The organism is Micromonospora sp. NPDC049274, from assembly GCF_040678875.1.
Classification (GTDB): domain Bacteria; phylum Actinomycetota; class Actinomycetes; order Mycobacteriales; family Micromonosporaceae; genus Micromonospora.
Window position 1 is genome coordinate 1 of sequence record NZ_JBFAQS010000002.1, and the last position, 21,428, is coordinate 21,428.

The 21,428-nt window shown below is 71.4% G+C and carries 25 protein-coding genes; 9 read left to right on the top strand and 16 right to left on the bottom strand.

What is annotated here, in order from left to right; genetic code table 11:
• Nucleotides 1-321: IS30 family transposase (locus AB0K10_RS03485; protein ID WP_363679586.1), on the top strand; the 321-nt coding region annotated here is incomplete at its 5' end.
• A gap of 48 nt (nt 322-369) precedes the next feature.
• Here the strand turns inward: AB0K10_RS03485 and AB0K10_RS03490 are convergent.
• The 11 genes from AB0K10_RS03490 to AB0K10_RS03540 are packed head-to-tail and all read right to left on the bottom strand — an operon-like array spanning nt 370 to nt 11,018.
• Nucleotides 370-1,371, bottom strand: a complete 1,002-nt coding sequence (locus AB0K10_RS03490; RefSeq protein WP_363679588.1) for an amidohydrolase family protein — start codon at nt 1,369-1,371, stop codon at nt 370-372.
• Nucleotides 1,371-1,895 (bottom strand): 3-hydroxyanthranilate 3,4-dioxygenase, encoded by a 525-nt coding sequence (locus tag AB0K10_RS03495; RefSeq protein ID WP_363679590.1) that lies wholly within the window; start codon nt 1,893-1,895, stop codon nt 1,371-1,373. Before AB0K10_RS03495 ends, AB0K10_RS03490 begins: the two co-directional genes overlap by 1 nt.
• Entirely contained in the window at nt 1,892-2,314 is a 423-nt protein-coding gene (locus AB0K10_RS03500) for a RidA family protein (protein WP_363679592.1), read from the bottom strand. Before AB0K10_RS03500 ends, AB0K10_RS03495 begins: the two co-directional genes overlap by 4 nt.
• Entirely contained in the window at nt 2,311-3,084 is a 774-nt protein-coding gene (locus AB0K10_RS03505; RefSeq protein ID WP_363679594.1) for a fumarylacetoacetate hydrolase family protein, read from the bottom strand. Before AB0K10_RS03505 ends, AB0K10_RS03500 begins: the two co-directional genes overlap by 4 nt.
• On the bottom strand, nt 3,081-4,199 hold the full coding sequence (gene dmpG / locus AB0K10_RS03510; RefSeq protein WP_363679596.1) for a 4-hydroxy-2-oxovalerate aldolase: 1,119 nt from the start codon (nt 4,197-4,199) through the stop codon (nt 3,081-3,083). Before dmpG ends, AB0K10_RS03505 begins: the two co-directional genes overlap by 4 nt.
• Entirely contained in the window at nt 4,196-5,131 is a 936-nt protein-coding gene (locus tag AB0K10_RS03515; RefSeq protein WP_363679598.1) for an acetaldehyde dehydrogenase (acetylating), read from the bottom strand. Before AB0K10_RS03515 ends, dmpG begins: the two co-directional genes overlap by 4 nt.
• Complete coding sequence (locus tag AB0K10_RS03520) at nt 5,128-5,925, bottom strand: fumarylacetoacetate hydrolase family protein (protein WP_363679600.1); 798 nt, start codon at nt 5,923-5,925, stop codon at nt 5,128-5,130. The genes AB0K10_RS03515 and AB0K10_RS03520 overlap by 4 nt, the downstream gene beginning before the upstream one ends.
• 20 nt (nt 5,926-5,945) lie before the next feature.
• On the bottom strand, nt 5,946-7,427 hold the full coding sequence (locus AB0K10_RS03525; protein ID WP_363680467.1) for a 2-hydroxymuconic semialdehyde dehydrogenase: 1,482 nt from the start codon (nt 7,425-7,427) through the stop codon (nt 5,946-5,948).
• Between the two features lie 23 nt (nt 7,428-7,450).
• Nucleotides 7,451-8,788 (bottom strand): NAD(P)/FAD-dependent oxidoreductase, encoded by a 1,338-nt coding sequence (locus AB0K10_RS03530; RefSeq protein ID WP_363679602.1) that lies wholly within the window; start codon nt 8,786-8,788, stop codon nt 7,451-7,453.
• The gene (gene kynU / locus AB0K10_RS03535; protein WP_363679604.1) at nt 8,785-10,095 is read right to left on the bottom strand and encodes a kynureninase; all 1,311 of its coding nucleotides are present in this window, start codon (nt 10,093-10,095) and stop codon (nt 8,785-8,787) included. The genes AB0K10_RS03530 and kynU overlap by 4 nt, the downstream gene beginning before the upstream one ends.
• Before the next feature lie 20 nt (nt 10,096-10,115).
• A complete protein-coding gene (locus AB0K10_RS03540; protein WP_363680469.1) occupies nt 10,116-11,018 on the bottom strand; it encodes a tryptophan 2,3-dioxygenase family protein in 903 nt (300 codons plus the stop codon).
• 148 nt (nt 11,019-11,166) lie between these two features.
• Here AB0K10_RS03540 and AB0K10_RS03545 point away from each other — a divergent pair, with 148 nt between their 5' ends.
• The 5 genes from AB0K10_RS03545 (at nt 11,167) to AB0K10_RS03565 (ending at nt 13,674) form a co-directional block, all read left to right on the top strand.
• Nucleotides 11,167-11,631 carry an Lrp/AsnC family transcriptional regulator gene (locus AB0K10_RS03545; RefSeq protein ID WP_363679606.1) on the top strand — a complete coding sequence of 155 codons (465 nt, stop codon included), beginning with the start codon at nt 11,167-11,169 and terminating at the stop codon, nt 11,629-11,631.
• Between the two features lie 96 nt (nt 11,632-11,727).
• The gene (locus AB0K10_RS03550; RefSeq protein ID WP_007464180.1) at nt 11,728-12,249 is read left to right on the top strand and encodes a hypothetical protein; all 522 of its coding nucleotides are present in this window, start codon (nt 11,728-11,730) and stop codon (nt 12,247-12,249) included.
• A gap of 75 nt (nt 12,250-12,324) precedes the next feature.
• A complete protein-coding gene (locus AB0K10_RS03555; protein ID WP_363680471.1) occupies nt 12,325-13,095 on the top strand; it encodes a class F sortase in 771 nt (256 codons plus the stop codon).
• A gap of 49 nt (nt 13,096-13,144) precedes the next feature.
• Nucleotides 13,145-13,420, top strand: coding sequence for a type II toxin-antitoxin system prevent-host-death family antitoxin (locus tag AB0K10_RS03560; RefSeq protein WP_363680473.1), 276 nt, complete (start codon nt 13,145-13,147; stop codon nt 13,418-13,420).
• Entirely contained in the window at nt 13,417-13,674 is a 258-nt protein-coding gene (locus tag AB0K10_RS03565) for a Txe/YoeB family addiction module toxin (protein ID WP_363679608.1), read from the top strand. The genes AB0K10_RS03560 and AB0K10_RS03565 overlap by 4 nt, the downstream gene beginning before the upstream one ends.
• A gap of 11 nt (nt 13,675-13,685) precedes the next feature.
• Here the strand turns inward: AB0K10_RS03565 and AB0K10_RS03570 are convergent, their stop codons facing one another.
• A complete protein-coding gene (locus tag AB0K10_RS03570) occupies nt 13,686-14,222 on the bottom strand; it encodes an HNH endonuclease (RefSeq protein WP_354860605.1) in 537 nt (178 codons plus the stop codon).
• Nucleotides 14,223-14,380: 158 nt separating this feature from the next.
• Here AB0K10_RS03570 and AB0K10_RS03575 point away from each other — a divergent pair, with 158 nt between their 5' ends.
• From AB0K10_RS03575 to AB0K10_RS03585, 3 genes are all read left to right on the top strand, one after another.
• A complete protein-coding gene (locus AB0K10_RS03575) occupies nt 14,381-15,547 on the top strand; it encodes a mechanosensitive ion channel family protein (RefSeq protein WP_363679610.1) in 1,167 nt (388 codons plus the stop codon).
• A 234-nt stretch (nt 15,548-15,781) separates the two neighbouring features.
• Nucleotides 15,782-17,161: an MFS transporter gene (locus tag AB0K10_RS03580; RefSeq protein WP_363679612.1), complete on the top strand. Its 1,380-nt coding sequence runs from the start codon at nt 15,782-15,784 to the stop codon at nt 17,159-17,161.
• A gap of 108 nt (nt 17,162-17,269) precedes the next feature.
• Entirely contained in the window at nt 17,270-17,659 is a 390-nt protein-coding gene (locus AB0K10_RS03585) for a globin (protein ID WP_363679614.1), read from the top strand.
• A gap of 33 nt (nt 17,660-17,692) precedes the next feature.
• On the opposite strand, the gene AB0K10_RS03590 is transcribed toward AB0K10_RS03585, so the two are convergent.
• The 4 genes from AB0K10_RS03590 to ettA form a co-directional block, all read right to left on the bottom strand.
• Nucleotides 17,693-18,277, bottom strand: a complete 585-nt coding sequence (locus tag AB0K10_RS03590) for a YbjN domain-containing protein (protein ID WP_363679616.1) — start codon at nt 18,275-18,277, stop codon at nt 17,693-17,695.
• A 132-nt stretch (nt 18,278-18,409) separates the two neighbouring features.
• The gene (locus AB0K10_RS03595) at nt 18,410-19,129 is read right to left on the bottom strand and encodes a hypothetical protein (protein ID WP_363679618.1); all 720 of its coding nucleotides are present in this window, start codon (nt 19,127-19,129) and stop codon (nt 18,410-18,412) included.
• Nucleotides 19,126-19,572: a thioesterase family protein gene (locus AB0K10_RS03600; protein ID WP_007464226.1), complete on the bottom strand. Its 447-nt coding sequence runs from the start codon at nt 19,570-19,572 to the stop codon at nt 19,126-19,128. The genes AB0K10_RS03595 and AB0K10_RS03600 overlap by 4 nt, the downstream gene beginning before the upstream one ends.
• Nucleotides 19,572-21,248, bottom strand: coding sequence for an energy-dependent translational throttle protein EttA (ettA, locus tag AB0K10_RS03605; RefSeq protein WP_363679620.1), 1,677 nt, complete (start codon nt 21,246-21,248; stop codon nt 19,572-19,574). Before ettA ends, AB0K10_RS03600 begins: the two co-directional genes overlap by 1 nt.
• Nucleotides 21,249-21,428: the final 180 nt, after the last annotated feature.

A 21,428-nucleotide genomic window follows, 5' to 3' on the forward strand; every position in this document is an offset into this window, starting at 1 on the left:
TGGCTTCCGCAACGGCTGAGGGCCTCGCTGACCTGGGACCAGGGCGTCGAGATGGCTCGGCACCGTGACTTCACCATCGCCACCGACTGCCCGGTCTACTTCTGCGACCCCCACAGCCCCTGGCAACGCGGCAGCAACGAGAACACCAACGGGCTGCTGCGCCAGTACTTCCCTAAAGGCAAATTCGACTTCACCACCATCGACCAGGCCGGCCTTAACCACGTCGCCGACGAACTCAACGACCGCCCCCGTATGACCCTGGGCTGGGCCACCCCAGGTGAGAAGATGACCCAGCTCCTGAGTGTTGCAACCACCAGTTGAGCCCGCCCGGATGACGGAAAGTGTCCAAGATCTGCTCACGTCGAGGGCTCAGCCGTGCAGGAAACGCCTAGCGTTAATGGACAGGAGCTTGTCGCGTTGGGCGTCGGTGAGGAAGTCGGCGGCCCGGACCACCGCGCCGGCCGGGCGTTCACCAAGCGGGTACGGGTAGTCGCTGCCGACAAGCACCCGGTCCTCCCCCATCGTGTCGACAAGCAGCCGCAGGGCGGGCGGCGCGAAGACCACCGAGTCGACGCTGAACCGGTCGACGTAGCTGCTGGGCGGGGCGGCGGACGCGCCCCGGACCAGGTCGCCCCGGCGGTGCCAGGCGTTGTCGGCGCGGCCCAGCCAGAACGGAAAGCTGCCACCACCGTGCGCGAAGCAGATCCGCAACGTCTCGGGCACCCGGTCGAAGACGCCGCCCAGGATCATCGCCAGCACCGACAGGTGTGTCTCGGCAGGCATTCCGGCGAGCCAGCGGGCCATCCAGCGGTCCAGCCGGGGGCCACCAGGCATGTCCCACGGGTGGACGAAGACAGGCGCGCCCACCTCGGCGCAGTGTTGCAGGAAGGTGACCACGCCCTCGTCGTCGAGGTCCCGGTCGCCGACGTGGTTGCCGATCTCCACGCCGACGTGCCCGGCGGCCAGGCTGCGATCCAGCTCGGCACAGGCGGCGTCCGGGTCCTGCAGCGGCACCTGGCAGAACGGCACCAGTCGGTCGCCACCGGCAGCGGTGACCTCCAGGGTCAGGTCGTTGAAGATCCGGGCGACCTTCACCGCCTGGTCGGCCGGGCGGTCGTAGCTGAAGAAGACAGGCGTCGGCGAGACCACCTGCACGGCCACGCCGTCAGCGTCCATGTCGGCCAGTCGCGTCGAGGCGTCCCAGCACTCGGCGCCGACCGGACGGAACTCCGTCTCCCCCACCATGATCATGGCGGCGCGTTCCGAGTCGACCCGCAACCAGGGCCAGCCGGACCCACCGCACGCCGCGCCGAGGTCCGGCCATCCCTTCGGTACGACGTGCGTGTGCACGTCGACCACACCAGCGGGCATCAGCCCTTGCCCGGGTGCAGGGTGCCGCAGTTCGCGCAGGTACGCGCCGCCTCGTCGGCGTAGAACGCCTGGAACACCGGCGGCAGGTCGGCCGCGATGTCGCGGACCTGCAACTCCACCTCGTGCACCTTGTTACCGCACTCCGGGCAGTACCACTGGAAGGTCTCCAGCGTGCCCTCCTCGCGGACCCGCTCGACGACCACGCCGATCGAACCGGCCTCCGGCCGCTGCGGCGAGTGCGGTGTGTTGCGCGGCAGCATCCACATCTGACCCTCGCGCACGTGCACCGTACGCGGCCCCTCGGAGGTCATCAGATTGATGTGCATGTTGCCCTTGACCTGGTAGAAGAACTCCTCGTACGGGTCCACATGGAAGTCGGTGCGCTGGTTGGGACCGCCCACCACCATCACGATGAAGTCGTCCCCGCCGGGGAACATCTCCTTGTTGCCCACCGGCGGCTTCAGCAGGTGCTGGTTCTCCGCGATCCAGCCCGGAAAGCTGAACGGCTCGGCGATCTCACTCACGACTGACCTCCCGAGGGAAGAAGGGCCACGGCCTGAATCTCGATGAGCAGGTGCGGGTGCGGCAACTGGTGCACCGCGACAGTGGTGCGGGTCGGCCCGGATGCGTCGAAGAACTCCGCCCACACCTCGTTGTAACCACCGAAGTCGTTCATGTTCACCAGGTAGGACGTCACCTGGACGAGGTCGGCAAGGTCCGCCCCGACCGGCCGCAGCAGATCGCCGATGTTCTCGATGACGGCCCGGGTCTGCACCCGGATGTCGAGGTTCGTGGTGCCGAACTCGTCGACCGACACGCCGGCGAACGTGTTGTCCGGCCGTCGCGACGACGTACCGGAGACGAAGACGAACCCTCCCGCGACCTTGACGTGCGGAAAAGCCCCCCGAGGCACAGCCTTCCCGGCCACCACCCGCGCGGTCACGACGACGCCCGCAGGGACGCCGTGCCGAGCTTCTCGACGACGGCACGGACGTGGGCGCCGGGACGCAGCGGCACAGCCGCCGTGGCCGCCCCGGCCAGGAACACCCAGCCGGACTCCAGCCGCACCCCGTGCCGGCCGGCCAGCCGGATGCCCTCGTCGAGCGCCCGGCGCGGGTCACCGAGGATCGCCGCCGTCGAGCCGACCTGGGCCACCCGCCCGTCGACCTCCAGCAGCACACCCAGGTTGTCCAGCCCCGACGGCACCGGCGACCACGGCCCGATCACGAACGCGGCCGCCGAGGTGTTGTCGGCGATCACGTCCGGCAGCGAGAAGCGGAAGTCCGCGTACCGGGAGTCGATCAGCTCGATGGCCGGCGCGACCGCGCGGACCGCCGTGGCGAAGTCGCCGACCGGCTCACCCGGCTCGGGCAGCCGGTCCAGCAGGAACGCCACCTCCGGCTCGACCCGGGGATGGATGTACGCGGCCGGGTCGACGGCACCGCCGTCGGGCACCCGCATCGCGTCGGTGAGCCGCCCCCAGATCACCTCGTCCACGCCGACCTGCGCCATCTTCGCCCTGCTGGTCAGCCCCATCTTCAGCCCGACCAGCCGCTCGCCACGTGCCAAGCGGCGCTGCACCAGCGCGGCCTGCACGCCGTACGCGGTGTCCACGTCGAGACCGGTCTCGGCGGCGAGCTGCGGGATCGCGGTGGCCGTGTCGGCAGCCGCACCCAACTTCTCGGCGATCCCCGCGACGTCCGGTCCGATCATGCTGCGTCACCTTCCGTTCGCGACTGCGGGGCTCGCAAACCCGGCTCACTCCTCGCGCTCACAGCCTCCTCCTTGTCGGCCAGGTCCAGTGCCACGTCCACGATCATGTCCTCCTGGCCGCCGACCATCCGGCGGCGGCCCAACTCGACCAGGATCGACCGGACGTCCACGCCGTACTTCGTGGAGGCCCGCTCGGCGTGGCGCAGGAAGCTGGAGTAGACCCCGGCGTACCCCAGGGAGAGCGTCTCCCGGTCGACCTGGACCGGCCGGTCCTGCAACGGGCGGACGATGTCGTCGGCGGCGTCCATCAGCGCGAACACGTCGCAGCCGTGCTTCCAGCCGTGCAGCTCGGCGACCGCCACGAAGACCTCCAGCGGCGCGTTGCCCGCGCCCGCGCCCATGCCGGCGAGAGAGGCGTCCACGCGGACGGTCCGGCCGGACGGTGAGCCGAGCGGGCCGGCGCCGAGGATCCGGCCGTGCTCGACGGCGAGCACGCTGTTGGCCACCCCGAGGGACAGGTTGTGGTGCGCGTGGATGCCGATCTGCGTCTCCGGGGCGAGGACCTGCCGGTACGCGTCGACCCGCTGCGCCACGTCGGACATCAGCAGCCGGCCGCCGGAGTCGGTGACGTAGACGCAGTGCGCCCCGTACGACTCCATGAGCTTGGCCTGCCCGGCCAGCGCGGCCGGATCGTTCATGTGCGACATCATCAGGAACCCGGCCACATCCATGCCGTTCTCCCGCGCCCAGGAGATGTGCTGGGCGGAGATGTCCGCCTCCGTGCAGTGGGTGGCGATGCGCACGCTCGTCACCCCGAGCGCCTTCGCGGCCCTCAGGTCGGCGATGGTGCCGATGCCGGGCAGCAGCAGGGTGGTCAGCTTCGCCGTGGTCAGCACCTCGGCGGCAGCGGAGATCCACTCGGCGTCGCTGGCCGCGCCGTGACCGTAGTTGACGCTGGAGCCGGCGAGGCCGTCACCGTGCGCCACCTCGATGGCGGCCACCCCGGCGGCGTCCAACGCGGCGGCGATGGTGCGGACCTGGTCGACGGTGTACCGGTGGGCGATGGCGTGCATGCCGTCGCGCAGCGTCACGTCCTGGATGTACAGATCGGTCATGGCGCGGCCACCTCCGAAGAACGCATGGCGACCAGCCGCTCCGCGGTGCGCAGCGCGGCGGAGGTCATGATGTCCAGGTTGCCGGCGTACGCGGGCAGGTAGTGGCCCGCCCCGGAGACCTCCAGGTAGACCGACACCTGCAACGCGGTGAGCTGCCGCCCGAGCGTCGGCACGTACGCCTGCACCTGGTCGAACTGCACGTCCTGCTTGAGCCGGTAGCCGGGGACGTACTCCTGCACCGTCGCCACCATCTCGGCCACCGAGGCGGCGATGGCGGCAGTGTCGGCGTCGGCGTCCGGGCAGAGGCAGTAGACGGTGTCCCGCATGAGCAGCGGCGGGTCCGCCGGGTTCAGCACGATGATCGCCTTGCCCCGCTCGGCCCCGCCGACCACCTCGATGGCCCGGGCCGTGGTCTCGGTGAACTCGTCGATGTTGGCCCGGGTGCCCGGCCCGGCGGACTTCGACGCGATCGACGCGACGATCTCCCCGTACGCCACCGGGGTGACCCGGCGCACGGCGGCGACGATCGGCACTGTCGCCTGCCCACCGCAGGTCACCATGTTGACGTTCGGCTCGTGCAGGTGCTCGTCGAGGTTGACCGGCGGCACCACGTACGGGCCGAGCGCGGCCGGGGTCAGGTCGACCACAGTGCGGCCGTGCGCGCGCAGCACCTCGTCGTGACGGCGGTGCGCGCCGGCCGAGGTGGCGTCGAAGACCAGCTCGACGTCGGCGAACTCGGGCATCGCCACGAGCCCGTCCACTCCGTCGGCGGTGGTGGCCACGCCGAGCCGGCGGGCGCGCGCCAGGCCGTCGGAGGCCGGGTCGATGCCGGCCATCGCCACCATCCGCAGGCTGTCACTCAGCCGCAACACTTTGATCATCAGGTCGGTGCCGATGTTTCCCGATCCCAGCACCGCAACGTTGGTGGTCACTGGCCGCCCCTGTCGCCGAAGAATGTCCGCACCGAGCCGAGGCCGGAGATCCGGGCCTCGTACGCGGCGCCCGGGGTGACCGGCACCATCGGGCCGAGCGCCCCGGAGAGCACCACGTCCCCGGCGCGCAGCGGGTCACCGGCGCGGGCGAGGGTGCTCGCCAGCCACGCCACGGCGTGCAAGGGGTTGCCCAGGCAGGCGGCGCCCGCGCCCACCGAGACCGGCTCGCCGGCGTGCTCCAGCACCATTCCGCACAGGCGCAGGTCCACGTCGGCGAGGCGGCGAGGCGTGGTGCCGAGCACGAAGAGCCCGCTGGAGGCGTTGTCGGCGACGGTGTCCACGATGGAGATGTCCCAGCCGGCGATCCGCGAGTCGACGATCTCGATGGCCGGCAGCACGTGGTCCACCGCGCGGATCAGGTCGACTGTGGTGATCTGCGGGTCCGGGAGATCTTTGTCGAGCACGAAGGCGATCTCCGCCTCGACCCGCGGCTGGAGCAGCCGGTCGATCGGCACCTCGACCCCGTCGCCGACCGCCATCGCATCGGTGAGCATCCCGAAGTCCGGTTGGAACACCCCGAAGGTCTCCTGCACCGCCCGAGAGGTCAACCCGATCTTCGCGCCGACCCGGCGTTCGCCGCGGCCCTGCCAGGCCCGCGCCTGGAGCTGCTGCACGCGGTACGCGGACTCGACGTCGCCCTCCGGCAGCAGCCGGCCCCGCAGCGGTGCACACGGCTTGCCGGTGCTGCGGGCGTCGGCCAGCTCCCGGTTGGCGGCCTCGATGTCAGCTTCCATGCACGCTCCCTCGCTACGGCTCACGACAGGTCCACGCAGACGTTCGTGAGTTCGGAGTAGAAGTTCAACGAGTGCACGCCGCCCTCCCGGCCGATGCCGGACGCCTTCACCCCGCCGAACGGGGTCCGCAGGTCACGCAGGAACCACGTGTTGACCCAGACGATGCCGGCGTCCAGCCGGGCGCCGGCCCGGTGCGCGACACCCACGTCCCGGGTCCACACGGTCGCCGCGAGGCCGTACTCGGTGCCGTTGGCCAGCGCGTACGCCTCGTCCTCGGTGTCGAACGGCGCGACGTGCACCACTGGGCCGAAGATCTCCTCCCGGTTGGTGCGCGCCTGCGGGCCGAGGCCGGTGAGCACTGTCGGCTGCACGTATGAACCGCCGTCGCGGGCGTCGCCGAAGGTGGGCGTGCCGCCGCCGGTGAGCACCTCGGCGCCCTCGGCGCGGGCCAGCTCGTACGCGCCGAGCACCTTCGCCCGGTGCTGCGGGGAGATGAGCGGCATGGTGGCGGTGGCCTCGTCGGTCGGCCACCCGTACGCCAGCTCGCCGGCCCGTTTCGCGAGCCGGGCGGTGAACTCCTCGAAGACCGGGCGCTGCACGTAGATGCGCTCGGTGCAGAGGCACACCTGACCGCCGTTGGTGAAGCTGGACCGCACCGAGCCGGCCACCGCCGCGTCCAGGTCGGCGTCGGCGAAGACCAGGCCGGCGTTCTTGCCGCCCAGCTCGAAGCTCACCGCCTTCACCCCGTCGGCGGCGGCCCGCATGATCGCGCCACCGGTGGCCGACTCGCCGGTGAAGGTGATCGCGTCGACGCCAGGGTGGCGGGTGAGGAACTCGCCCGCCGAGTCCGGCCCGAAGCCGTGCACGAGGTTGAACACCCCGTCGGGTACGCCGGCGGCGGCCATCACCTCCGCGAGCACCGTCGCCGAGGCGGGAGTTTCCTCGCTGGGCTTGACCACGACCGCGTTGCCGCAGGCCAGCGCCGGGGCGACCTTCCAGGTGAGCAGCAGCAGCGGCAGGTTCCACGGCACGATGACCGCGACCACGCCGACCGGCTTGCGCAGCGCGTAGTTGAGCGCCCGACCGCCGGTCGGGGTGACGGTGGTGAACGACTCGGTGGGCGCGGTCGCCACGATCTCCGCGAACGCCCGGAAGTTCGCCGCGCCACGAGGGATGTCCAGCGTCCGGGCCTGGGCGATGGACTTGCCGGTGTCGGCGACCTCGGCGGTGACCAGGTCGTCGAAGCGACGTTCCAGCTCGTCGGCGACGCGGCGCAGCACCTCGGCGCGTTCCCGCTCCCCCATCCGGCCCCACGGGCCGCGCAGCGCCGCGCGGGCGGCGGCCACCGCGTCGTCCACGGTGGACCGCGACGCCTCGACCACCTCGAAGACCGGCTCGCCGGTCACCGGGCTCACCTTGGGAAACGTCGACCCGCCGTCGACGAACTCGCCGCCCACGAAGTTGCGCAACCGCGACGGCCCGGCCGGGGCGTGGCCGGTCATCAGCGTGGCGTCCCAGGTGCCGGTCATGCGCGCCTCCCTCGGCTCAGTGCCGCGCCGATCGCGCCGACCAGCAGCAGCGCGGCACCACAGGCGACGAACCCGAGCACCCGGTGCTGCCGGCGGACCCGGCGGCGCACCTCGGCGTACGGGGTGGTGGAGAAGGACACCAACTCGTACTGGGAAACGTACCGGCCGGGCAGGACCCGTTCCAGTGCGTGCTCCACCCGTCGCCAGTTCTGGAAGACCGGCGAGGCGACCTTGTCCCGCATCTCCACGAAGTTGGTAAGCGCCATCTGCGCGATGGCCTCGGCGTTCTCCTGCCGACGGCGCTGGAACAGCGGCAGCGCCGCCGACCAGTCGTCCGCGCACTCGTCGAGGCAGCGGTCCAGCTCGACCACGTCCTCGAAGGCGCAGTTGGCGCCCTGGCCGTAGAACGGCACGATGGCGTGGGCCGCGTCGCCGAGCAGGCCGACGGTGCCGTTGACCTGCCACGGGGTGCTGCGCACCGTGCCGAGCACGCCCACCGGGTTGTGCTGGTAGTCGTCGACCAGGTTCGGGGCCAGCGGGACGACGTCCGGATAGTGCTCGGCGAAGTGCCGCTCGATCGCCAGCGGATCGTCCAGCGCGGCGAAGCTGCCGGCGCCGTCGTTGGGCCAGAACAGCGTGCAGGTGAAGGACCGGTCCGGGTTCGGCAGCGCGATCATCATCGAGGTGCCCCGCGGCCAGATGTGCAGGGCGTGCTCATCCAGGGCGAAGTCCCCGCCCAGCGGCGGAATCGTCAGCTCCTTGTAGCCGTAGTCGAGGAAGTCCACGCTCTCGCGCAGCAGCCCGTACGCCAGCAGTTGCCCGCGTACCGCGGAGCCGGCGCCGTCGGCGCCCAGGACGACCGACGCCTTCGCGCCGACCGTGCCCTGCGGGGTGTCGAAGCTCAGGGTGCCGTCGGCCGGATCGAGCCCGACGAGCCGGTGTTCGAAGACGATCCGGACCCCGGGCAGCGCGGCCGCCGCGTCCAGCAGGGCGTTGTTCAGCGCGCCCCGGCTGATCGAGTTGATCGCCCGGTCACCGGCCGCGCTGTACGACTGGAACTGCGGCTCACCCTCGACCGGGTGGATCATCCGGCCGCGCATCGGCAGCGCGTCGGTCATCACCTGCTCGGCCAGGCCGATCCGGCGCAGCGCGTCCAGCCCGCGCTCGGAGAGCGCAAGGTTGATCGAGCGCCCCCGCTCGGCCGTGCCGGTACGCGGATCCGGCCGCCGCTCGTAGAGGGCCACCGGATAGCCGCGCCGGGCCAGGAAGCAGGCGGCCAGACAGCCGGCCAGGCCGGCACCGATGATCGCGATCTCGTCGCGTCGCGCGGTCATGAGGTCACCTGCCCCACAGTCGCCGCCAACGCGGCGGCGGCCCGCCAACAGTCGAGGTACGTCGAGTAGAGCGGCACCGGGGCGAAGCGGACGATGTCCGGCTCCCGGGCGTCGGCGATGACGCCGTGCTCGTGCCGCAGCCGCTTGGTCAGCTCGGCGGCGTTGCCGGCGCCGACGCGTACCGACAGTTGGCAACCCCGGCGGGCCGGGTCGCGCGGGGTGACCACCCGCAGCGGCCGGTCGGCGGTGACCTCGTCGAGCAGTGACTCCAGCCAGCCGGTGAGCCGGAGGCTGCGCTCCCGCAGCGCCGGCATGCCGACCGCGTCGAACAGCTCCAGCGAGGTCCGCACCGGGCCCATCGCGAAGATCGGCGGGTTGGAGATCTGCCAGGCCTCCACCGTGGACGGCGGCCGGGACACCGGTGTCATCTCGAACCGGGTGGCCGCCGCGGTGCTCCACCACCCCTCGAAGCGCGGCAGGTCCTCGTCGCCGAGGTGCCGCTCGTGCACGAAGACGCCGGCCAGCGCGCCCGGCCCCGAGTTCAGGTACTTGTAGGAGCACCAGGCCGCGAAGTCGACGTCCCAGTCGTGCAGGGCCAGCGGTACGTTGCCCACCGCGTGCGCCAGGTCCCAGCCGACGACAGCGCCGGCCGCCCGACCGGCCGCCGTGATCGCCGGGATGTCCAGCAGTTCGCCGGTGAGGTAGTTGACCCCACCGAGCAGCACCAGCGCCACCCGGTCACCCTCGGCGGCCAGGTAGTCGGTGACGTCCTCGGTGCGCAGCGCGTCCTCGCCGGGGCGCGGGCGCAGCCGGACCACCGTGTCGTCCGGCTCCAGGCCGTGGAAACGGGCCTGGCTGCGCACCGCGTAGCTGTCCGAGGGGAAGGCGCTGTCCTCGATGACGATGCGGGTGCGAACGCCGGCCGGCCGGTAGAAGCTGACCATCAGCAGGTGCAGGTTGACCGTGAGCGAGTTCATCACCACGGCCTCCGCGGGCCGGGCGCCGACGAGTCGCGCGGCCGGGCCGGTCAACAGCTCGTGGTACGGCAGCCAGGCGCGTTCCGCCTCCAGGTGTCCCTCGACGCCGAGCCGCCCCCACGCGTCCAGGTCGGCGAGGAGTTCGTCGCGTGTGGCCCGGGGTTGCAGGCCGAGCGAGTTGCCGGCGAGGTACGCCGACTCGGGGTGGCCGCCGCCGTCGGCGGGCGGCACGTGGAACAGGTGCCGGTGGCCGGGGTCGGCCTCGTCGCGGCGGTGCGCTTCCGCTTCGCCGGCGGCGAGGCCCAGCGGCTCGGCTTCAGGGGTCGTCATTGCTTGTTCTCGCTCTCCGGTCACATCGCGGTGCGGGCCGACCACAGCTCCGGGAAGACCACCCGGGCCATGCTGCGTTGCAACCACGCCAGTCCGGCGGAGCCGCCGCTGCCGACCTTGGCGCCCATCGTCCGCTGCACCGCCTTGACGTGGTTCCACCGCCAGTCGCCGAACTCCTCGGCGACACCGCTCAGCGCCTCACCGAGCAGCCGCAGGTGGTTGTCCGGACCGCCGTCGTCGTAGATCCGCACCCAGGCCGCCTCGACAGCCGGCTGCGGGTCGTGCTCGACCGACACGTCCCGGTTCAGCAGGTCGGCGGGAAGGTCGAAGCCGCGTCGGGCGAGCAGCGCGAGCACGTCGTCCCAGAGGCTCGGGGTGGCCAGTGCGGCGCTCAGTTCGGCGTACACCTCGGCCTGCCGCCGGAACGGGCGGATCAGCGTCGGGTCGCGCAGCCCGAGCAGGAACTCCAGCTGCCGGTACATCGCCGACTGGAAGCCGGAGGCCTCACCGAGCAGGTTGCGGAACCGGTTGAAGTCGGCCGGGCTCATCCAGCGCAGGCCCTGCCAGGCGGCGTTGAGCCCCTCCAGGTGCAGCTTGGCGCGGCCCAGCGGGGCCAGCGCCTCCCAGATCTGGTCGGCGCGGATGAGCCGCTGGGACTCCCGCAGCTCGTGGCAGGTCAGCCCGAAGTACAGCTCCATGATCTGGCTGACCATCAGGAAGGACATCTCGCCCGGGTCGTCGCTGAGCGGGTGCTGCATCCGGTGCAGGGCGCTGGCCTGCACGTACGCGTCGTACGGCACCATGTCGGCGAACTCCAGGGTCGGCTCACCGCCGGTGCGCTCCGCCTGCGCCGCGCGCTGGCCGGGGGTCACCGGTTGCACCGTGGCACGGCGGTTCGGCGCCCGCCGCTCCGTCTGATCCACCATCTCGTCTCCCTCCCCCGGACCAACCGACGTCATGATCTCGCGGTGGGATCGGCCTGCGGAATGCCGAATCAACGGCACTTACCGACGTGACCTGACGAACCAAAGGCAGCTAGGCGAATTCGGTTCACGAAAGTAAGGTTCGAGCGTGGACGACATGGACTGGGCGCTGCTGCGCGAGTTGCAGGCCGACGCCCGGCTCTCCTTCAGCGAGTTGTCCCGCCGGGTGCACCTGTCCCCACCGGCGGTTGCCGAGCGGGTCCGCCGGCTGGAGGAGGGCGGGATCATCACCGGCTACCACGCCCACGTGGACCTGACCCGGGCCGGCCGGACGGTGGTCGCCCTGATCCGGATGTCCTGTTACGGCGCGCGGTGCATCCTGCACGACCCGGAGGTGTCCGGCTGGCCGGAGATCCTGGAGGTCCACCGGATCACCGGCGACGCGTGCAGCATGCTGAAGGTGGCCGCCGGCTCGATCGGCGACTTCGAGGCGGTCATCGACCGGCTCGCCCCGTACGGCCAACCGTCGAGCACCATGGTCCTGTCGTCCCCGCTGGACTGGCAGCCGATCACCCCACTTCCTCCCGCCGACTCCGGCGCCCGACACCGCTGACCCTCCCCGCCCGCTGGTTTGCCTCCGGGCCAGCGGGAACTCAGCGCCCGTGCCCAGGGGAGGGTTCCGGCGGTCGTCGCCGGTTGGGGGGAAATCATGCAGGGACTTCGCACGATCAACCGCGCGCTCTCGTCCGTCCTGACACTGGTGGGGCTCATCGGAGCGTTCGTCCTGTTGTCGGTCGCGCCCGCGCGTGCCGGTGAGAACACCTTCGTCGAGGTGACTCCGAACAGCGTCCCGGCGGGCGGCCGGGTCACGATCCGCGCGAGCTGCGACAACAACAACGATCGACAGGCCAACGTGCACTCCGACGCGTTCGGGCACGTGATGCTCAGACCGGACAACGGCTTCCTCAAGGGAGAGGTCACCGTTCCGGGCAACAAGGAGCCCGGTGACTACCAGGTCGACCTGCGCTGCCAGAACAACCAGACGGCCCAGACGATGCTGACCGTGCTCAACATGGCGTCGCCCAGTAAGGGGCCGGCGACGGGCGGCGGCGGCACCGCTGGTGGCCGGGGCACCGGCTCGATCCTGGTCGTCGGCGGTGTGGCCCTGGTGGCCGCCGCGGTCGCGCTCGGCATGGCAGGCGGCCGGCGTCGGAGCGGAGCCGGCTCCTGAGCCGGACCTGCCATGACCCGCAGATCCGCGCGTGCGCGGTCGGACCACCGTGCCCGCCTCCGGGCCGCGGCGGCCCTGCGCGCCTCCGGACGGCTCGCGGCCCGGGCCTCGGGTCGGCTGCGCCGGGTCGCCGGGCAGGCTGGGTTCGCCAGCGTCGCCACCACTGATCCGGACGCGCAGCCGCTGCCGCCGCGCCGCCGGGTCGGGTCGACGGGTCGTGGGCTCGGCACCGGGCCGGGAATTCCGGTCCTGGCCGTGGCCGCGCTGATGGTGGTGATCGTGGCGATGCTGGGCGTCGAGCAGGTGACCGGCGTGAGTCTGCTGCCGGACCGGATCAGCGCCGGCCTGCGACCGCCGCCGAAGAAGTTCCCGGTGCTGCCGGCCAGCCGACCGACCGCTCTCACCATCGGCAAGATCGACCTGCGGGCGCCGCTGCACGACGTGGGCATCGCCCCGGACGGCACCATCGCTGTGCCCGATGTGGCCCGTGCCCAGGAGGCCGGCTGGTACGACAAGGGCCCCACCCCCGGCCAGTACGGACCGGCGGTGATCGTCGGACACGTGGACACCACCACCGGTCCGGCCGTCTTCCACCAGCTGCGGGACCTGCGCGCGGGCGACCAGATCGAGGTCACCCGCTCCGACGGCCGGGTCGCGGTCTTCGAGGTGGACTCGGTGCAGCGGTTCGACAAGGACCGGCTGCCGGTGGACGAGGTGTACGGCGACTTCAGCCGCCCCAGCCTGCGGCTGATCACCTGCGGCGGCCGGTGGGTGGGCGGTGAGCGGGGCTACTCGGACAACCTGGTGGTCTTCGCCTCACTGGTCAAGGCCCGTGACGGTGGCTGAGCACCACGGGCAGCCAGGTACAGTTTTCTGTACCTACCCGGAGGTGACCATGCGGACGGTGAACTTCACCCAGCTACGGCAGAACCTGGCCGCCGAACTCGACAGCGTCATCAACGACGCGGAGGAAGTGGTGGTGACCCGGTCAGGACACGAGCCGGTGGTGATCGTGCCGCTTGCGGAGTACGAGTCGATGAAGGAGACCGAATATCTCCTGCGGAGTCCGAGCAACGCCGCAGCGCTACGCCGATCGATCGCGGAACTGGAGGCGGGCGACGCGGCCGAGCGGGATCTGGTAGACCCGGCCACCGTACGGGACGTCGCATGAGGCTGGTCTTCACCGACACGGCGTGGAGCCAGTACCTCAGTCACACCGACCGCAAGCTGGTCAAGCGCATCAATGATCTCATCGCCGACGTGATGCGCAACGGATACGAGGGCATCGGCAAGCCGGAGCCGCTTCGCGGCGAGCTGTCCGGCTTCTGGTCCCGGCGGATCGATCGTGAACACCGACTGGTGTATCGGATCTCCAAGGACGACGTCGAAATCGTGGCCTGTCGGTACCACTACGTCGACCGCTAGCGGCCGGAGGGTCAGGCGGCTGCCTCGGGCTCGCGCAGGTCGAGCCAGTCGGCCCAGCGGGGGTCCGGAGCGCGGTGCCCGAGGACCCGCCAGGCGGTGCCCTTCGGCGCGGTCGGCAGGGCGTGCAGTCGCCAACCCAGCTCCGCCGGGGTCTTGTCGCCCTTGGTGTGGTTGCACCGGGCGCACGCGGCGACCACGTTCTCCCAGGCGTGCCGACCGCCCCGGCTGCGCGGGAAGACATGGTCGATGGTCTCGGCCGGCCCCCGGCAGTAGGCGCACCGCCAGCCGTCCCGGGCGAAGATCGCCCGGCGGGACAGCCCGACGTGGGTGCGGTAGGGCACCCGGACGAAGCGGGTCAGGCGGACCACCGACGGCACCGGCAGCGCGTCGCGCGCGCTGTGCAGGATGCCGTCGCCGTCGGCGACACAGACGGCCTTGGCGGAGAGGACGAGGATCGCGGCGCGACGCACCGACACGACACACAGGGGCTCGTAGGTGGCGTTGAGGACCAGCGCGCCGGAGCCCACCGTGGGTCGTATGTCAGGCATCGCGCTCACCCTCCCGGTTCAGCGGCTGCTGCGAAACGCCGCCGACCGGAGCCGGGCACGAGGGCCCGCACCGTCGACGCCCGTTCGATCACCGACGTCCGTTGCGCCAATAGTCCCTGATCGGACCCCGGATTGCACGTACTAATCCGGGGTCGGACATGAAGCTCTTTCCCGCACCTGTCACGATGGCCGGTTCGCCCCGGTCCGATCCGGCGCTCGGCCGCATCTCACCCGGCCGGTGGGTCGGCGGCGGTCGGTCCTGGGCGTTGCGGTACGAAGACAGGGTGAGTGCCGCCAGCGAGACGCCCCTTGCCCTGTCCGACGCCGTGTCGGTGAACTGCCAGGGCAGCACCTCCTGTGAATGGATCTACGGGATCACCAGGTCGGCCTGGTTCGCCGAGGGCAGCTACTGGATCCTGCTCAAACCGCTGCGGGTGCTGCTGATACTGGCGCTGGCGATGGTGGCCCGCTGGGCGCTGCACCGGACGATCAACCGGCTGGTCCGGACGACCACCGACGGCGCGGTGCCGACCATGCTGCGGCCGCTGCGCGAGCGGGTGCCCACGGCCGCCGTCGACCCGGCCGAGTTCGTGCCGGAGCGCCGGCGGCAACGGGCCGAGGCGATCGGCTCGGTGCTGCGCAGCCTGACCACCGCGTTCGTCTTCGGCATCGGGCTGCTGATGATCCTGCGCGAGTTCAGCTTCGACCTCGCCCCGCTGTTGGCCAGCGCCGGGATCGCCGGCGTCGCCCTGGGTTTCGGCGCGCAGAGCCTGGTGAAGGACCTGATCGCCGGGCTCTTCATGCTCATCGAGGACCAGTACGGCGTGGGCGACAACGTCGACCTGGGCGAGGCGACGGGTGTCGTGGAGTCGGTCGGGTTACGGGTCACCACTGTCCGCGACGGACGCGGCGTGCTCTGGTACATCCGCAACGGCGAGATCGTCCGGGTGGGCAACAAGAGCCAGGGCTGGGCGCTGGTGGTGGTGGACCTGCCGATCGGCTTCAGCGGTACGGAGGAGGCCAGCGCCGTGTTGCGGACGGCCGCCGCCTCTGTCGCGCTGGACCCGGAGCTGTCGCCGGAGATCGTGGAGGCGCCGGAGGTGTTGGGTGTCGAGCAGATGACTGTGGACGGCGCCGTGATCCGTACGGTGGTGAAGACGACTGCCGACGGCCAGTTCGCGGTGGGCCGGGAGCTGCGCCGCAGGCTGGCGGAGGCGCTGGAGAACTCGGGGATCACCGCGCAGATCGCCGCCGCCCGCATCTATCCCGGTGTGTCGAGCCGGCCGTTGCCGGAGGGTGAGACCGGCCAGGGTGGCGCCACCTGACGTCGGCGACACTGGCCGGCGATACAGGGGTCGCGAGCCGCCCGGCCCCTCAGGTATCGTCCGTTCGTTCAGTCGGGGATGCGACGAACGATCCGTTCGCACTAGCTAGTTGTCAGACGATCGGGCAGAATCCGGAGCACGCGTTCCCGCCGGAGCGTGGTCACATCCTCGCTGATCCTCAGATCTGACGAGTGTTCCCGGCCCGGCCGCCACGAGTTGCCGTTCCGGGGGCCGATGGAGGCGACGGTGCCCGACGAGCGACCTTCCGCGGAAGGCCCGGCCACTTTTCGCGAAGTGTTCGCCCAGCGCGAGTTCCGGGCTGTCTTCACCGCTGGAGCTCTGTCCTGGGTCGGTGACTACGTCGCCAAGGCAGCCGTCACCCTCCTCGTCTACCAGGAGACCAGGTCCGTCGCGCTCTCCGCCGCCGCCTTCGCGATCAGCTACCTGCCGTGGTTGCTGGGTGGCCCGCTGCTCACCGCCCTGGCCGAGCGGCACCCGTACCGCCGGGTGATGGTGACGTGCGACGTGATCCGGATGGCGCTGATGCTGCTCATCGCCATCCCGAACCTGCCGGTCCCGGCGGTGCTGGTGCTCCTCTTCGCCGCCACCCTGGCCAACCCGCCGAGCCAGGCCGCGAAGTCCGCGCTGATGCCGCAGATCCTCGCCGGCGACCGGCTGGTGGTCGGGTTGTCGCTGAACGCCAGCATCGGGCAGGCGGCCCAGGTCGTCGGCTACCTGCTGGGCGCGGCCGTCGCCTCGATCGACCCGACGGCCGCTCTGTTGTTCAACGCGGCCACCTTCGGCCTGTCGGCGCTGCTGGTCCGCGCCGGCGTACGAGGGCGGCCGGCGACGATGACCAGCGCGCACCGCTCGCACCTGCTCCGGGAGACCGGCCAGGGGTTCCAGATCGTGTTCGGCACACCGGTGCTGCGGGCCATCGCGTTGCTGGTGTTCAGCGCGATGCTGTTCTCGATCGTCCCGGAAGGGCTGGCTGCGGCGTGGGCCAACAAGGGCTCGCGTGGTGGCATGGACGCGGGCACCGCGCAAGCGGTGATCATGGTCGCCAACCCGCTGGGCTTCATCCTGGGTGGGCTGCTGATGAGCCGACTGTTCGGCCCGACCCGCCGGCTGGCCCTCATGCGGCCCCTCGCGGTGCTCGCCCCGCTGGTGCTGGTGCCGGCGCTGTTCAACCCACCACCGCTGGTGGTCGCGTTGCTGGCCGCCCTGTGCGGGTTCGCCGTCGCCGGGATGCTGCCGATGGCCAACGGGCTCTTCGTCCGGGCGCTGCCGGACGGATTCCGGGCTCGCGCGTTCGGCGTGATGGCCACCGGCGTCCAGATCATCCAGGGTTTCGCGGTGCTGGCCACGGGGCTGCTCGCCGAGCGGTTCTCCCTACCGGTGGTGGTCGGGGTCTGGAGTGCCGCAGGGGTGCTGCTGATGACGATCGCCGCCGTGCGCTGGCCGGACAAGCAGACGGTGGACGACGCCATCGCCGAGGCCGCCGCGGCCAGCGCCGAGCCGGCCCCCCGTCCGGGCGGCACCGCCCCCGGCGGCACACCGACGGGCGCCGACCTCCGGCCCGGCGACGGGCACCGCCGGCACGCGGTGACCTGATCGGCGGCGTGAGCCGACGCACGGTCTCCGGGTCGGGCCGGCGGCCGACCCGCCTGGCAGGATGGAACGGTGAACCCCGCAGGTGAATCCGGCCGTCCCGATGCGTCGATGACCCTCTTCGAAGCGGTCGGCGGTGAACCCACCTTCCGTCGGCTGGTGGACGAGTTCTATGTCGGCGTCGCGAGCGATCCGCTGCTGCGCCCCATGTACCCCGAGGAGGACCTGGGTCCGGCGGCCGACCGGTTGACCCTGTTCCTGATGCAGTACTGGGGTGGGCCGAACACGTATTCGGCGCAGCGTGGGCACCCGCGGCTGCGCATGCGGCACGCTCCGTTCCGGATCGGCGTGGCCGAGCGGGACGCCTGGCTGCGGCACATGCGCCAGGCGGTGGACCGGCTCGACCTGGAGCCGCCGCTCGCCGTCGCCCTCTGGGACTACCTGGAGCGGGCCGCGTACTTCATGGTCAACATGATGGAGGACCCGGCCGGGCGCGCCTGACGGCGCGCTCCGGCACGGACGCCACGGCCTGCCTCAGAGCAGTGCGCCCTCGTCGTGCAGCCAGTCCACGAAGCTGGTGGCCACGGCCGCCCCGCAGTCGAGCATCTCGACCAGCAGAGCGTCGTGGGTGCCGGCGCCCAGCGGCACCTGCAGCTCGGCGTAGATCGGCAGCTGCCCGCGCTCGGTGGGGTCGCCGATGTACGCCTTGCAGAAGCGGCGGGTGTGGTTCCACTCGTTGACCACCCGGTAGGCCCGGTCGGCCCAGTCCGGCGGAACGGTGGCGTGCGGGCGGGCCCGCATCACCAGGATCTCGTCCTCCGGGCCCTCGAGGGTCACCAGCACGGCGTGCCGCTCCCACATGGCCAGCAGGTTGCCGTCGCCGTCGGCCAGGTAGCGCACGTCGAGCAGGTCGAGTGCGTCACAGACACGGCGCAGGCTCACCGGCTCGATGGTCGCCGGCATCTCGGTCAGTACGGGTCGGTCGCTGCCGGGGCAGTCGTCCCCCGGCTGGCGAGGGCTCGGCGGGCCGACCCGGACCGCGCTCTCCACTGTGATCCCGCTTCGGGTTTCCGGATCGCCGCCGTCGGCGGGACCGGGGCGCCATGACCACCACGGCATCGCTCGTCGCACCTCACTCCCCAGCGGATCCAGACGCCTACGGTGCGTTGGATCCGAGGATGGACGGTACCCGGACAGCCGGGTTGAAGCATCCCCCCAACGGCCGCACCGGCCCAGAAGAATGAGCAGGGGTCATCCGAACGGATGAGTTGTGAGGGGTGTCACGGCAAGATCGGTGGCCTTCTGCAACCAGGCCGCTCCATATGGTGCCACCAGGCCCACCCAACGGCCGGCCACCCGCACCTGCACCTCGGAGCCCGCCGGGGCGTCGACCGCGCCGAGGAAACCCATCCGGACCAGCCCCTGCACCAGCCGCTGCGGCACCTCGACGGCGGGGCCCGGCGGATCGTCCGGCGTGACCCGTACGGCCACATGGTCGAGCAGCGCGTCGCGCAACGCGCGCTGACCCACCGCGCGGCCCGCCACCCCCTGCTCGCTCGCGGTGCGCAGGGTGCCCGCCGCCGCGTCGGCGATCCGTCGCAGCTCCACGCTGGGCAGTACCTCCACCGGCTCGCTGCGCGCCGGTGGCAGCGGCCAGCGCCACTGCGCGTCGCGGCGGGCCGGCAGCGCCGCGCCACCGCGTTCCAGCTCGGCCAGCAGGTCGGCGGCCCCCACGGTGACGTCTCCGGCTGCCGCACCGGTGACAGTGCGGGTCACCAGCACCTGCCACGGCAGCCGGGCGAACAGGGCCACCCGGCCGGGTGCGCCGGCCGGCCGCAGCCGGACCGGCGCCGCCGCGTCCAGCCGGACCAGCCGGGCCAGGAAGGCACCCGCGTCGGCCACGCCTGTCACGCCGTGCGCGGACGGCGACGCCGCCACCCGGTCCGGGCCGGCCGCGCCCGGCCGCGTCACGCCCCGCCGCCCTGCGGGGCGTACGTGAGCAGGAAATCCCGCTCCTCGGCGGTGATCCGCCGGGGCACCTGGCGGGTCAGGTCGAACGGCACCAGCACCGAGCGGGCACGGCTGGCCAGCACCTCGCCGTCGTACAGCTCGTACGCGACTGTGAACCGCGACGCCTTGATCTCCTCCACCCACAGCTCGATGCGGACGGTGGGCGCGGCCTCCGCGGTGGCCCGACCCAGCGCGTAGTCGACCGGGCGCAGGTAGTCGACCTCGTGCCGGCGGATCACCACTCCGTCGGCGAACGAGCCCACTCCCCACGCCCGGCCGCCGGCGAACATCAACGCCACCCGCGCCTCCTCGTAGAGCGTGAGGAAGCGCGAGTTGTTGACGTGGCCGTACGCGTCCAGGTCGGACCAGCGCAGCGTGCAGTGGTAGACGAACCGGTCGGACATCAGTCGCGGGTCAGCTTGCGGTAGGTCACCCGGTGCGGCCGGGCAGCCTCCGCGCCGAGGCGGTCGATCTTGTTCTTCTCGTACGCCTCGAAGTTGCCCTCGAACCAGAACCACTTGGCCGGGTCCTGGTCGTCGCCCTCCCAGGCCAGGATGTGCGTGGCGACCCGGTCCAGGAACATCCGGTCGTGGGAGATGACCACGGCGCAGCCGGGGAACTCCAGCAGGGCGTTCTCCAGGCTGGAGAGCGTCTCCACGTCCAGGTCGTTCGTCGGCTCGTCGAGCAGGATGACGTTGCCGCCGATCTTCAGGGTCAACGCCAGGTTGAGCCGGTTGCGCTCACCGCCGGAGAGCACCTTCGTCGGCTTCTGCTGGTCGGGACCCTTGAACCCGAACGCGGCGATGTACGCCCGCGACGGCATCTCGACCTTGCCCACCATCAGGTAGTCAAGACCGTCGGAGACGACCTCCCAGACGGTCTTGTCGCCGTCGAGGCCCTGCCGGTTCTGGTCGACGTACGACAGCGAGACGGTGGGGCCGACGCGGACCTCGCCGCCGGTCGGCTCCTCCAGCCCGACGATGGTCTTGAACAGCGTGGTCTTGCCGACGCCGTTCGGGCCGATGATGCCGACGATGCCGTTGCGCGGCAGCGAGAACGACAGGTTGTCGATCAGCAGCCGGTCGCCGAAGCCCTTGCTGAGGTCGTTCGCCTCGATCACCGTGCTGCCCAGGCGCGGGCCCGGCGGGATCTGGATCTCCTCGAAGTCCAGCTTGCGGGTCTTCTCCGCCTCGTTGGCCATCTCGTCGTACCGGTCCAGGCGGGCCTTGGACTTGGTCTGCCGGGCCTTGGCGTTGGAGCGGACCCACTCCAGCTCCTCGGTGAGGCGCTTCTTCATCTTGGCGTCGCGACGACCCTCGACGGCCAGCCGGGCCGCCTTCTTCTCCAGGTAGGTGGAGTAGTTGCCCTCGTACCCGATGGCCCGGCCGCGGTCCAGCTCCAGGATCCAGCCGGCCACCTTGTCCAGGAAGTACCGGTCGTGGGTGATCGCCATGACGGTGCCGGCGTACTTGGCCAGGTGCTGCTCCAGCCAGGAGACGCTCTCCGCGTCCAGGTGGTTGGTGGGCTCGTCGAGCAGCAGCAGGTCGGGCGCCTCCAGCAGCAGCTTGCAGAGCGCCACCCGGCGGCGCTCGCCGCCGGAGAGCTGGGTCACGTCGGCGTCCGGCGGCGGGCAGCGCAGCGCGTCCATGGCGAGTTCGAGCTTGGAGTCGATGTCCCACGCGTCGGCGTGGTCCAACTCCTCCTGGAGCTTGCCCATCTCCTCCATCAGCTCGTCGGAGTAGTCCGTCGCCATCTGCTCGGCGATCTTGTTGAACCGCTCCAGCTTGGCCTTGGTCTCGGCGACCGCCTCCTCGACGTTGCCGAGGACGGTCTTGGCGTCGTTGAGTGGGGGCTCCTGGGCGAGCATGCCGACGGTGTAGCCGGGCATCAGCCGGGCCTCGCCGTTGCTCGGCTTGTCCAGCCCTGCCATGATCTTGAGGAGGCTGGACTTACCGGCGCCGTTCGGGCCGACCACACCGATCTTGGCGCCCGGCAGGAAGCTCAGCGTCACGTTGTCGAGCACGACCTTGTCGCCGTGCGCCTTGCGCGCCTTTTCCAGGACGTAGATGTACTGGGCCACGGTGCGGGCTACCTCCGTCGGATTGCTGTCGCCTGAGTCGGCGGCGCGGCGCGGGCTGGGACCTGCACCCGCCGCCGCCGGCCGGGAGCCGGCCGCGCGCACGCCATCGTCAATCCTGACAGGTACGGCGCGCTTCGCCCACATCACCCCGCCCCAGGAGTACGCGGAGAGCGATCGCCA

Coding starts and splice junctions, on each gene's coding strand:
- AB0K10_RS03550 (WP_007464180.1), top strand. CDS start 11,728: ATGCAGGGACTTCGCACGATCAACCGCGCGCTCTCGTCCGTCCTGACA.
- AB0K10_RS03570 (WP_354860605.1), bottom strand. CDS start 14,222: ATGCCTGACATACGACCCACGGTGGGCTCCGGCGCGCTGGTCCTCAAC.
- AB0K10_RS03490 (WP_363679588.1), bottom strand. CDS start 1,371: ATGCCCGCTGGTGTGGTCGACGTGCACACGCACGTCGTACCGAAGGGA.
- AB0K10_RS03590 (WP_363679616.1), bottom strand. CDS start 18,277: ATGCCGTGGTGGTCATGGCGCCCCGGTCCCGCCGACGGCGGCGATCCG.
- AB0K10_RS03505 (WP_363679594.1), bottom strand. CDS start 3,084: ATGATCGGACCGGACGTCGCGGGGATCGCCGAGAAGTTGGGTGCGGCT.
- AB0K10_RS03575 (WP_363679610.1), top strand. CDS start 14,381: ATGAAGCTCTTTCCCGCACCTGTCACGATGGCCGGTTCGCCCCGGTCC.
- AB0K10_RS03530 (WP_363679602.1), bottom strand. CDS start 8,788: ATGACCGCGCGACGCGACGAGATCGCGATCATCGGTGCCGGCCTGGCC.
- AB0K10_RS03520 (WP_363679600.1), bottom strand. CDS start 5,925: ATGGAAGCTGACATCGAGGCCGCCAACCGGGAGCTGGCCGACGCCCGC.
- AB0K10_RS03585 (WP_363679614.1), top strand. CDS start 17,270: ATGACCCTCTTCGAAGCGGTCGGCGGTGAACCCACCTTCCGTCGGCTG.
- AB0K10_RS03600 (WP_007464226.1), bottom strand. CDS start 19,572: ATGTCCGACCGGTTCGTCTACCACTGCACGCTGCGCTGGTCCGACCTG.
- dmpG (WP_363679596.1), bottom strand. CDS start 4,199: ATGACCGATCTGTACATCCAGGACGTGACGCTGCGCGACGGCATGCAC.
- AB0K10_RS03560 (WP_363680473.1), top strand. CDS start 13,145: ATGCGGACGGTGAACTTCACCCAGCTACGGCAGAACCTGGCCGCCGAA.
- AB0K10_RS03525 (WP_363680467.1), bottom strand. CDS start 7,427: ATGACCGGCCACGCCCCGGCCGGGCCGTCGCGGTTGCGCAACTTCGTG.
- AB0K10_RS03580 (WP_363679612.1), top strand. CDS start 15,782: ATGGAGGCGACGGTGCCCGACGAGCGACCTTCCGCGGAAGGCCCGGCC.
- AB0K10_RS03565 (WP_363679608.1), top strand. CDS start 13,417: ATGAGGCTGGTCTTCACCGACACGGCGTGGAGCCAGTACCTCAGTCAC.
- kynU (WP_363679604.1), bottom strand. CDS start 10,095: ATGACGACCCCTGAAGCCGAGCCGCTGGGCCTCGCCGCCGGCGAAGCG.